Source organism: Bacillus sp. UNC41MFS5, from assembly GCF_000686805.1.
In genome coordinates, this window is the sequence record NZ_JMLP01000015.1 from 187,717 (window position 1) to 198,532 (window position 10,816).

10 protein-coding genes, 2 rRNA genes and 1 riboswitch are annotated in these 10,816 nt (G+C 42.2%); all 12 genes read right to left on the reverse strand.

All coding sequences use genetic code 11. From position 1 onward, the window contains the following. Window positions 1–13 precede the first annotated feature (13 nt). Window positions 14–1,417: an amidophosphoribosyltransferase gene (gene purF / locus BR30_RS0108850; RefSeq protein WP_026564720.1), complete on the reverse strand. Its 1,404-nt coding sequence runs from the start codon at window positions 1,415–1,417 to the stop codon at window positions 14–16. Next, window positions 1,393–3,618, reverse strand: a complete 2,226-nt coding sequence (purL, locus tag BR30_RS0108855; protein WP_026564721.1) for a phosphoribosylformylglycinamidine synthase subunit PurL — start codon at window positions 3,616–3,618, stop codon at window positions 1,393–1,395. The genes purF and purL overlap by 25 nt, the downstream gene beginning before the upstream one ends. Then, window positions 3,602–4,285 (reverse strand): phosphoribosylformylglycinamidine synthase subunit PurQ, encoded by a 684-nt coding sequence (gene purQ / locus BR30_RS0108860; protein ID WP_026564722.1) that lies wholly within the window; start codon window positions 4,283–4,285, stop codon window positions 3,602–3,604. The genes purL and purQ overlap by 17 nt, the downstream gene beginning before the upstream one ends. Then, window positions 4,282–4,536, reverse strand: a complete 255-nt coding sequence (purS, locus tag BR30_RS0108865) for a phosphoribosylformylglycinamidine synthase subunit PurS (RefSeq protein WP_026564723.1) — start codon at window positions 4,534–4,536, stop codon at window positions 4,282–4,284. Before purS ends, purQ begins: the two co-directional genes overlap by 4 nt. Beyond that, window positions 4,529–5,242: a phosphoribosylaminoimidazolesuccinocarboxamide synthase gene (gene purC, locus BR30_RS0108870; RefSeq protein WP_026564724.1), complete on the reverse strand. Its 714-nt coding sequence runs from the start codon at window positions 5,240–5,242 to the stop codon at window positions 4,529–4,531. Before purC ends, purS begins: the two co-directional genes overlap by 8 nt. A 198-nt stretch (window positions 5,243–5,440) precedes the next feature. Beyond that, a complete protein-coding gene (gene purB, locus BR30_RS0108875; protein WP_026564725.1) occupies window positions 5,441–6,739 on the reverse strand; it encodes an adenylosuccinate lyase in 1,299 nt (432 codons plus the stop codon). Window positions 6,740–6,742: 3 nt separating this feature from the next. Beyond that, window positions 6,743–7,891 carry a 5-(carboxyamino)imidazole ribonucleotide synthase gene (gene purK, locus BR30_RS0108880; protein WP_026564726.1) on the reverse strand — a complete coding sequence of 383 codons (1,149 nt, stop codon included), beginning with the start codon at window positions 7,889–7,891 and terminating at the stop codon, window positions 6,743–6,745. Then, window positions 7,884–8,372, reverse strand: a complete 489-nt coding sequence (purE, locus tag BR30_RS0108885) for a 5-(carboxyamino)imidazole ribonucleotide mutase (protein ID WP_026564727.1) — start codon at window positions 8,370–8,372, stop codon at window positions 7,884–7,886. Before purE ends, purK begins: the two co-directional genes overlap by 8 nt. Before the next feature lie 123 nt (window positions 8,373–8,495). Next, window positions 8,496–8,597: riboswitch (purine riboswitch) on the reverse strand. A 94-nt stretch (window positions 8,598–8,691) separates the two neighbouring features. Then, window positions 8,692–8,895 carry an NETI motif-containing protein gene (locus BR30_RS0108890; RefSeq protein ID WP_026564728.1) on the reverse strand — a complete coding sequence of 68 codons (204 nt, stop codon included), beginning with the start codon at window positions 8,893–8,895 and terminating at the stop codon, window positions 8,692–8,694. Between the two features lie 21 nt (window positions 8,896–8,916). Next, window positions 8,917–9,774 carry a mechanosensitive ion channel family protein gene (locus tag BR30_RS0108895; RefSeq protein ID WP_051633525.1) on the reverse strand — a complete coding sequence of 286 codons (858 nt, stop codon included), beginning with the start codon at window positions 9,772–9,774 and terminating at the stop codon, window positions 8,917–8,919. Window positions 9,775–10,328: 554 nt separating this feature from the next. Next, window positions 10,329–10,445: ribosomal RNA gene (gene rrf / locus BR30_RS0108900) — 5S ribosomal RNA — on the reverse strand. An 80-nt stretch (window positions 10,446–10,525) separates the two neighbouring features. Next, window positions 10,526–10,816 (reverse strand): 23S ribosomal RNA (locus tag BR30_RS0108905); the annotation flags it as partial.

Below are 10,816 nucleotides of genomic sequence, written 5' to 3' on the forward strand. Positions count from 1 at the left end.
TGCTCGCTCCTTCCTACTTCTGATAATAATATTGGAGTGTATCTGGATAAATTTCAGTTGGATAATTTCCTGTGAAACAGCCTAGGCAATAGCCATTCGTACCTTCTTGGCCTAAAGCATGCATCATGCCCTCCACACTGATAAAGGTTAATGAATCTGCTCCAATAAGTTCTCTTATTTCCTCCACACTTTTATCAGAGGCAATTAATTCTTCTTTTGTTGATGTATCTATCCCATAAAAACATGGATTCTTAATCGGAGGGGAGCTGATGACCACATGTACTTCTGTCGCTCCTGCTTCTTTCAAGAGATTAACAATTCTTCTGCTCGTCGTCCCGCGTACGATTGAGTCATCAACCATGATAACCCGTTTCCCTTCCACGACTCCACGAACGGCTGAAAGTTTCATCTTAACCCCTTGTTCCCGTAACAATTGAGAAGGTTGAATGAAGGTTCTGCCTACATAACGGTTTTTGATTAAGCCCATTTCATATGGAATTCCTGCTTCTTCAGCATAGCCAATCGCCGCTGAAATACTTGAATCAGGAACACCAGTGACAACATCGGCTTCAATTGGTACCTCTATGGCTAACCTTTTGCCCATATTTTTGCGGGCGGTATGGACATTGATTCCTTGAATGTTGCTGTCCGGTCTTGAAAAATAAATATATTCCATCGTACAAATCGCTTTTGTTGAACTTACAGCAAATTGTTCAGATACTAGCCCCTGATCATTGATAATTAGTAGTTCTCCTGGCCGAATATCACGAATATATTCCGCTCCCACGACATCAAAGGCACAGGTTTCCGAAGCAACAACATAGGCATCACCCAGGGAACCAAGCGAAAGAGGTCTTAATCCGTGCGGATCCAGTGCCACCATTAATTCGTTTTCTGTCATGATTAGGTAAGCATAGGCACCTTTTAACATAGAGAGCGCGTTTTTAGCACGGTCTTTTGAATCAGTGTAGCCGCTTCTTTTCATTAGATGTGCTAAAACCTCGGTATCTGAGCTTGTTTGAAAAATGCTCCCTTGAGCTTCTAACTGATGTTTTAATGAATTAACATTAACTAAGTTTCCATTATGGGCAAGTGCAAGACTTCCAGTTTGTGAATGGAACAGGAGCGGCTGAACATTCTCATAACCGCCGCCTCCTGCTGTAGCATAACGAACGTGACCGATGGCTGATGTGCCTGTCAGTTCCTTCATCGCTTCCGTGGTAAAAATCTCAGCAACTAGTCCTTCACCTTTTACCCCTTTAAGCTGTTTGCCATCTGAGACCACAATTCCGGTCCCTTCCTGGCCGCGATGCTGCAGGCTGTGAAGTCCATAATAGGTCAGCTGCGCTGCATCCTGGTGCCCCCAGACACCAAAGATGCCACACTCTTCATTTAATCCCTTGATTTCAGGTAGCATGGGATCGCCCCTTTCCAGGCCGCTTTTAATTCTTCAATCGAAGCTTCAAGTACAGTTGACTCACCATTTGTAATTTGCAGTTTTGCTGTATCATTCACTGTTCCGATTTGTACTGCATCTACTAAACTTTCAAACTCATTCTTATGTTCTGCTTTTACTGTTAAAAGGAAACGGGATTGTGTTTCACTGAATAAAGCTGAAACTGAATTTCCAGCGATGGTTACTTCTGCGCCAAGCTTTTCATTCGCAAAAAGACATTCAGCTAATGCAACCGCTAAACCGCCCTCTGATAAATCATGCGCGGATTCCACCACTCCTGCACGAATCGCAGCAAGAACCTGGTTTTGTCTTTCTTTTTCGATTGTTACATTTAATTCAGGTGCTTTACCGAATACTTTTCCGTTCAGAAGCTTTTGCAGCTCACTGCCGCCAAATTCATCCTTTGTTTCCCCTACTAGATAAATAAGGTCGCCGTTCTGTTTGAAGTGCTGTGTGGTAATATGGTCAAGATCCGTTACTAAACCAACCATCCCTACTACAGGTGTTGGATAGATTGCAGTTCCACTAGTTTCGTTATATAAAGAAACATTACCGCCGATAACCGGTGTCTCAAGGACACGGCAGGCTTCGCTCATGCCATCGGCTGCTTTTTCAATCTGCCAGAACACTTCTGGCTTTTCTGGGTTACCGAAATTTAGGTTATCTGTAATCGCTAAAGGCTCTGCACCAGAACATACAATATTACGTGCAGCTTCAGCTACGGCGATTTTCCCGCCTACTTCAGGATCCAAATAGACATAACGTGAATTACAATCCGTTGTCATTGCCAGCGCTTTTCGTGTGCCGCGGATTCTTACAACCGCTGCATCAGAACCTGGTGAAACGACCGTGTTTGTACGCACCATATAATCATATTGCTCATAAACCCATTCCTTGCTCGCTACCGTTGACTGGCTTAAAAGACTTACTAACGTTCCTTTCAAATCGTCAACCTGAGGAACTTCATTTTCCATCGCTTGGAATTCAGCAAAATAGCTTGGTTCTTTTGATGGCTTATGATAAACCGGTGCTTCTTCCGCTAGTGCATCAGCCGGAACATCCGCCACGATTTCTCCTTTATGGAAAAGGCGCATCTGTTTATCGCTAGTCACCGTTCCAATCCCTACGGCCTCTAAACCGTATTTTTCAAAAAGATCAACGATTTCTTGTTCTCTTCCCTTTTTAACAACGATAAGCATCCGTTCTTGGGACTCAGACAGCATCATTTCGTAGGCAGTCATTCCTGTTTCACGCTGTGGCACCAAGTCTAGATTCATCTCAATACCCATTCCAGCTTTGCTGGCCATTTCTGCAGATGAACTAATAAGTCCGGCTGCACCCATATCTTGAATTCCAACTAGTGCATCACAATGAATGAGTTCTAAGCAAGCTTCTAACAACAGCTTCTCCATGAAAGGATCGCCAACCTGAACCGCTGGACGGTCTTCACTTGATTGTTCCGTTAATTCCTCAGAAGCGAATGTTGCACCATGGATTCCGTCACGGCCGGTTTTTGCCCCCACATACATAACGGTATTTCCTTCACCATGTGCTTGCCCTTTTTTGATGTCTTTATGGTCAATTAATCCAACGCACATCGCATTAACTAGAGGATTTCCATCATAGCAAGGGTCAAACTGGATTTCGCCGCCAACCGTCGGAATACCAATACAGTTTCCATAGCCGGCAATCCCAGCAACAACCTCTTTGAATAAATAGCGTACGCGTGCAGAATCTAGTTCCCCAAAACGCAGTGAGTTCAACATTGCAATTGGACGAGCTCCCATCGAGAAAACATCACGGATAATCCCGCCTACACCTGTTGCTGCGCCTTGATATGGCTCGATTGCGGATGGATGGTTATGACTTTCGATTTTAAAAACAACCGCTTGCTCATCGCCGATATCAACGATACCAGCTCCTTCCCCTGGCCCTTGAAGAACCTTTTCACCTGTAATAGGGAATTTTTTTAGAATAGGCTTTGAATTTTTGTAGCTGCAGTGTTCCGACCACATAACCGAGAAAAGACCTGTTTCGGTATAGTTTGGTGTGCGGCCAAGAATGTTTTCAACCATTGCAAATTCTTCATCGGACAAACCCATTTGCTGATAAATTTTTTCTGCTTTAATCTGAGTAGGATTTGGTTCAAGCGTTGACAACATGTGCTTCCCTCCAAGCTTTTACAATCGATTGGAACATCTTTAAACCATCGGCGCTGCCGAGCAATTCATCTACGGCTCTTTCCGGGTGAGGCATCATTCCAAGGACATTTCCTTTTTCATTGGTAATTCCTGCGATATCTGCAAGACTTCCGTTCGGATTTTGATTATAGGTAAAGACAATTTGATTATTTGCTTTTAACTTTTCGAGTGTTTCCTCGTCACAATAGTAATTTCCTTCACCGTGGGCGACAGGGATTACGATGCTTTCTCCTGCACTGTATTCATTCGTAAACATCGTCTGATTGTTTTCTACCTTTAACTCCACTGGCTTGCAAATAAACGATAGGCTTTCATTGCGTCTCATTGCACCTGGCAGTAACCCTGCTTCGAGCAGAATTTGAAATCCGTTACAAACGCCAAGGACCGGCTTTCCTGCTTCTGCCGCTTTAATGACTTCCTTCATGACATTACTAAATCTAGCGATGGCTCCTGTACGTAAATAGTCGCCATAGGAAAAGCCGCCTGGAAGCAGAATTCCATCAAATTCTTCTAAACTCTCAGAATCATGCCAAACATATTCAACCTGCTCTCCGAGTTCATCTTGAATGGCATGGAACATATCAATGTCACAATTCGATCCAGGGAAGACGATTACTGCAAATTTCACAGTGTAACACACTCCTCTACTTCGTAACGGTAGTCTTCGATGACAGGATTAGCTAAAAGATTGGTACAGATTTCATTGATCACTTCATTAATATCACGGTCGGATTTTTCAATCGTTAATTCCATATATTTACCGATTCTGACATCGGCTACTTCCTTATAGTTTAAAGAGTGTAAAGAGTTAGTTACGGCTTTTCCTTGTGGGTCTAAAACACTTTCTCTTAATGTGACAAATACCTTTACTTTATACATGCTGACGTCCTCCCAATCTCGCTAAAATATTTTCATAGGCATCTGTTAAGCTTCCTAAATCACGTCGGAATACATCCTTATCGAGCTTTTCATTTGTTTCTTTATCCCACAGCCTGCAGGTATCAGGGGAGATTTCATCGGCTAGTAATATTGTGCCTTCAGCGTCTTTTCCAAACTCAAGTTTAAAATCGATGAGACGTATGCCAAGGTCATTGAAAAAGCTTGATAAAACAGTATTAATCTGGAGTGCCTTTTCTCGTAAAATCGCTGTCTCCTGAGTAGTTGCCACTTGCAATTCAAGGATGTGATCGATTGTTAAAAGTGGATCACCTAGTTCGTCGTTTTTCAGGTAAAACTCTACGATTGGAGTTGTTAACTCGCGTCCCTCTTCGATTCCCAATCGCTTTGCGAGGCTTCCTGCTGCAATATTCCGTACAACCACTTCAAGCGGGATAATCGATACTTTTTTCACTAGTTGTTCCGTTTCGGAAACACGCTCGATAAAGTGAGACTCAATTCCCTGTTCTTTAAGCTTTAAAAATAGCAAACTAGTAATCTCGTTATTTAAACGCCCTTTTCCAGTGATGTCAGCCTTCTTTTCTCCGTTAAAGGCGGTTGCTGAATCCTTATACTCGACCAAAACAATCTGTTCATCGTCTGTTGCGTAAATTCGCTTTGCTTTTCCTTCGTATAAAGGTTTTTTCATGGGGAAACGCCTCCTATTTTGCAATATTGGGAATCTTCATGATAGTCAAGATGTCAGATACCCTAAAATAAGTGAACTATTTTTTTGAGAATGGCTATTGGCTCTCTAACTGATCCATTATTATCGAGTTTGGTAGCCAATAACCCTTATTGGCTACCTTAACCCTGCTTTTTTCGCTTGTTCGGTCGTCAATAGACCCTATTCATTCAACCCTAAGCGGTCAAAAATGGTATCTACATGTTGTAGATGATAGTTATAATCAAAGCAATCAGCAATTTCAGCTTCTGATAGCAGTGAAGTAATCTTTTCCTCTGCTTCAATCAAGCTGCGGAAAGGAACTTGTTTTTCCCAAGCTTCCATTGCCTTCGGCTGAACAGTATCATACGCTTCTTCACGAGATAAACCTTTATCAATTAACGCAAGCAATACACGTTGAGAATAAATTAAGCCCAGTGTCCGCTCCATATTACGCTTCATATTCTCTGGGTAAACCGTCAAGTTCTTCACAATGTTACCAAAACGATTCAGCATATAATTCAAACCAATCGTTGCATCAGGTAAGATAATCCGTTCCGCTGATGAATGGGAAATATCACGCTCATGCCAAAGCGGTACATTTTCATAGGCAGTAAGCATATACCCGCGAATTACACGTGCAATTCCCGTCATATTCTCTGAACCAATCGGATTCCGCTTATGCGGCATTGCTGAGGATCCTTTCTGACCTTTTGCAAAGAATTCCTCTACTTCACGCGTTTCACTCTTTTGCAGCCCGCGAACCTCAACAGCAAACTTCTCAATTGAAGTAGCAATCAACGCAATCGTTGACATGTAGTGGGCATGACGGTCACGCTGTAAGGTCTGCGTAGAGATTGGTGCTCTTTGCAGTCCTAATTTTTCACAAACATACTGTTCTACAAACGGATTAATATTTGCATAAGTACCGACCGCACCAGAGATTTTCCCAAACTCGATCCCTTCTGCCGCCTGCTTAAATCGTTCTAGGTTCCGTTTCATTTCTTCATACCATAGCGCAAGCTTTAAGCCAAAAGTTGTTGGTTCCGCATGAACCCCATGCGTCCGTCCCATCATGACAGTAAGCTTATGTTCAATTGCTTTATTTCTTAAAATCTCAATGAAGTTTTCCAAGTCCTTTTGTAAAATCGCATTGGCCTGCTTTAGGATATAAGATAGGGCCGTATCAACAACATCCGTTGACGTTAAACCGTAATGAACCCATTTCTTCTCTTCCCCTAATGTTTCAGATACTGCGCGGGTAAAAGCAACTACATCGTGCCGTGTTTCTACTTCAATCTCATTAATGCGGTCAATATTGAAAGACGCATTTTCGCGAAGCTTCTTCACATCTTCTTTTGGGATGTCACCTAGTTCTGCCCATGCCTCACAGGCCAGTATTTCTACCTCAAGCCAAGCATTAAAGCGGTTTTCCTCTGTCCAAATTGCTCCCATTTCCGGTCGTGTATAACGATCAATCATGTTTTATCCCCCGATCTTTTCTTTTACTGGTTTCCAGATGCTGCTCTCGTTAATTTCTGCAAGGGCCGTCTCGACACTCTCACGCAAAATAGTCACATGACCCATTTTCCGTTTTATTTTCGCTTCTTTTTTCCCATATAAATGAATCTTCCAGTCAATCAACACCGGTATTTCCTTATACAGTTGATCAAGATGCTCTCCTAATAGGTTGACCATAACAGCCGGTTTTAATAGCCCCGTTCTTCCTAACGGCCAATTACAAATGGCGCGGATATGCTGCTCGAACTGTGACGTTTCGCAAGCTTCGATGGAGAAATGCCCGGAATTATGCGGTCGTGGTGCCAATTCATTAATATAAATGGTCCCATCATTAGTCAAAAACATTTCGACAGCCAGCGTCCCGACTAATTGTAACGAATCAGCCAGCTTATTTGCCAGCTGAACAGCTTCACTCTGTAAAATTTCTGAAATTCTAGCTGGAACAATCGTCGTATTTAAAATATTCTCTTCATGGATGTTTTCAGCTACCGGAAAAAATGTCGTTTCACCATCTTGCTTGCGTGTCACGATCACTGATATTTCTTTTTCAAAGGGAATCCATTTTTCTAATACACAGGCACCATGTTTTAGCAAAGGTTCGCCATTTACTAAATCCTGCTGTTCCCTGATTACCAGTTGGCCCTTCCCATCATAACCGCCTCTTGCCGTTTTCAGGACAGCCGGATATCCGATGGTATTTATCTTTAAAAATAAATCCTCGATGTTATCGATCACTTCATATGGAGCAACCTCTACACCTGCTTGTTGGATTGCTGCCTTTTCCTTAATTCTGTCCTGCGTGATTGTTAATAACCGCGGGCCTTGCGGGACATTTGCTTGGTTACATAACCACTCTAGTGTATCTGCATCTATGTTTTCAAATTCATAGGTTATTACATCACTAACTTCCGCTAATTTACTAATGGCTTCGCGATCATCATAAGCCCCAATGACCTCAATATCTGCAACCTGTCCGCACGGAGAGTCTGTCGTTGGTTCTAGTACCGCAATCCGAAAGCCTTGAGCCTTTGCCGCTAGAGCCATCATTCTGCCAAGTTGGCCGCCGCCGATAATTCCAATCGTTGCTCCTGGTAAAATCGTTTGGTTAGACAAGTTGATCACTACTTTCTAATACTTCTTGTTTAGTGGCTTCTCTTCTTGCTTCTAATTTTCCAGCCAATTCAGCGTCACCCGTTGCTAGGATTTGTGCTGCTAGTAAACCAGCATTCGTTGCACCTGCTTTGCCTATTGCCACAGTAGCTACGGGTACACCACCCGGCATTTGGACGATAGACAGCAATGAGTCTAACCCCTTTAAGGCCTGTGTTTGGACGGGAACACCGATTACTGGCAAAGTGGTTTGTGCTGCTACCATCCCAGGAAGATGGGCCGCTCCGCCAGCTCCGGCAATAATCACCTTTAAACCTCTTTCTCTGGCTTCCTTCGCATATGTAAACATCAAATCAGGTGTCCGATGGGCTGATACCACCTTTTTTTCATAAGCAATTTCAAACTGGTCGAGAACCTCACAAGTATGCTTCATTGTTTCCCAATCCGATTTACTTCCCATGATCACTCCAACAAGAATGGACATCGCAAATCCCCCTTTTTTCCCAAATAAAAAGCCCGAAACAAATAGCTTCTCATGTAAGAGAAAGCCATTTGTTCGGGCATAGTAGTAGATAACAAATTAAGGGTCCCGCCCTTAATCATACCGAACATATTGACTTTCCCTCATAGTCCAATAATTTACGGTTATTGGGTAGAAACTTATGGGCCATATTCCCATGGATATACGAGGGTAAAGATAAATTGTTATTGATTAATTCACTTCTATATCTTACAATCATCTTCATTAGGTGTCAACCAATTAATCGAACAATATTTTTAAATACCACTTTAATGTTCGTGTTTTACTCTACTAAAGTGCCCTCAAAGATAATTTGGCGGGCAATTGGTTCATAAATAGTTTCATTGCCTTTTTTTATTTCTTGAAATATCGGCTTTTCCGTTCGGCGTACAGGTGTATAGCCCAACTTTTTCATTCTATTCAAGCAGTCCTCAATACTTTCATTTGATTGTACCTCAAATTGCATTTTCTTTTTACCCATTACCATTAAGTACCTCCCTTCCCACTATTATTTGCCCTCTTTTAAAAAAATATTGTCAACCGGTTTTACTAACATTGTGTCTTCTGCCAATTTTATATCATAATCAAACAATGTTTGAGCGATTATCCGCCTCGCTTCTTTTGCCGCATCCCAGTAAAAGGTATCATCAACAAGGCCCGTGACCGTATATTCAATCCCTCGGTATCCTGAATTGATGGTGGTCATTCCATATACTTGGAATGGTTCTATCGGACAATTAGCGTAATCTAACTTTAAACATGCTCCGTGTAGCTCATTGATTTTTTCACAGGCAAATTCAAGAATTTCAAGTACCCTTTCAGGATTTTCCCGGTAGCTTACCACTATTCTTTCAATCACCCGCATTTGTTCAATATTGAAGTTATGAATCTGTTTTATTTCACCATTGCTGATTGTTAAAACCTTGCCACTCCATTCTCGTATCTTTAAGAACCTTAATCCTATATCGACAACTGTACCATTAAAAGTATTATTGATGGTGATGAAGTCACCTTTATGCAGCTGCTTTTCATAAATCAAGAAAATACCTGATAGGATATCTTTAATGATGCTTTGCGCTCCAAACCCAAGGATTACCCCGAGTATACCTGCCCCAGCCAAAATTCTTCCAAAATTACTAACATATTGAGATATAGCAAAAAAGATGAAACTAAGGGTTGCCGTATATTTAGTTAAGGAACGAATCATGCTTTCAATCGTCTGCTCTTTCCGTTCTTCAATGAAATGGGTTTTTAGAAAAAAATTATGAACGGTTTTATTTATGATAAAAACAATGATCCTTGCAATAATAGCTGCTAATAATATGCTTGTCAGTTTATAGTGATGCAGCAAATCCATCCAATCCATCAAACCACCCACTTGTCTTCAACATACGTAGTGTTAGTGTTTGCAATGTTTGATGTTAAAAACATTAACGGAAAAATAATTTATGTAAACAAAAAAAGAACAGCCCCGTTGAGTTGTTCTTTTTGAAAGGTGTCGCTTTTAATGACTTGGATGCAGCCGCTTTGCCGATGATTATCATGAATCTTAGATTAGAATGACAGGTCTGGCTTTTTTCTTCGTTTGTTGACACTGTGAGCTTTACAGAGCCACCCGTCCCGAACTTATTTCTTCTTCCATAGGCACTGTGAGCCCTTCAGAGTGCCTGTCCCGGACTTATTTCTTCTTCCATGTGCATTGTGAAGCTTCCAGAGTGCCCGTCCCGAACTTATTTCTTCTTTCACTGGCACTGTGAGCCTTTCAGAGTGCCCGTCCCGAACTTATTTCTTCTTCCATAGGCACTGTGAGCCTTTCAGAGTGTCCGTCCCGAACTTATTTCTTCTTCCATGGGCACAATTATCACCATTTAAATATAACCGAACAAAAAAAGACAACCTTTTCAAGTTGTCTTTTTAATTGCCTGGCAACGTCCTACTCTCACAGGGACGCGTGTCCCAACTACCATCGGCGCTGAGAAGCTTAACTTCCGTGTTCGGTATGGGAACGGGTGTGACCTTCTCGCCATTGCTGCCAGACTATAAAATTTGAGGTTTCATTCCCTCAAAACTAGATAATGCAGAAGAAGTTTTTTGTAAACTCAGAGTTCACCTTAAAAATGGTTAAGTCCTCGAACGATTAGTATCAGTCAGCTCCACATGTTACCACGCTTCCACCTCTGACCTATCAACCTGATCATCTTTCAGGGTTCTTACTAGCTTGCGCTATGGGAAATCTCATCTTGAGGGGGGCTTCATGCTTAGATGCTTTCAGCACTTATCCCGTCCGCACATAGCTACCCAGCGATGCTCTTGGCAGAACAACTGGTACACCAGCGGTGCGTCCATCCCGGTCCTCTCGTACTAAGGACAGCTCCTCTCAAATTTCCTGCGCCCACGACGGATAGGGA

Bases quoted from the DNA above. Each gene is read 5' to 3' on its own strand.
- purE (WP_026564727.1), bottom strand. From the start codon at position 8,372: ATGTCCATTCTTGTTGGAGTGATCATGGGAAGTAAATCGGATTGGGAA.
- purC (WP_026564724.1), bottom strand. From the start codon at position 5,242: ATGAAAAAACCTTTATACGAAGGAAAAGCAAAGCGAATTTACGCAACA.
- purF (WP_026564720.1), bottom strand. From the start codon at position 1,417: ATGCTACCTGAAATCAAGGGATTAAATGAAGAGTGTGGCATCTTTGGT.
- BR30_RS0108890 (WP_026564728.1), bottom strand. From the start codon at position 8,895: ATGGTAATGGGTAAAAAGAAAATGCAATTTGAGGTACAATCAAATGAA.
- purS (WP_026564723.1), bottom strand. From the start codon at position 4,536: ATGTATAAAGTAAAGGTATTTGTCACATTAAGAGAAAGTGTTTTAGAC.
- BR30_RS0108895 (WP_051633525.1), bottom strand. From the start codon at position 9,774: ATGGATTGGATGGATTTGCTGCATCACTATAAACTGACAAGCATATTA.
- purL (WP_026564721.1), bottom strand. From the start codon at position 3,618: ATGTTGTCAACGCTTGAACCAAATCCTACTCAGATTAAAGCAGAAAAA.
- purB (WP_026564725.1), bottom strand. From the start codon at position 6,739: ATGATTGATCGTTATACACGACCGGAAATGGGAGCAATTTGGACAGAG.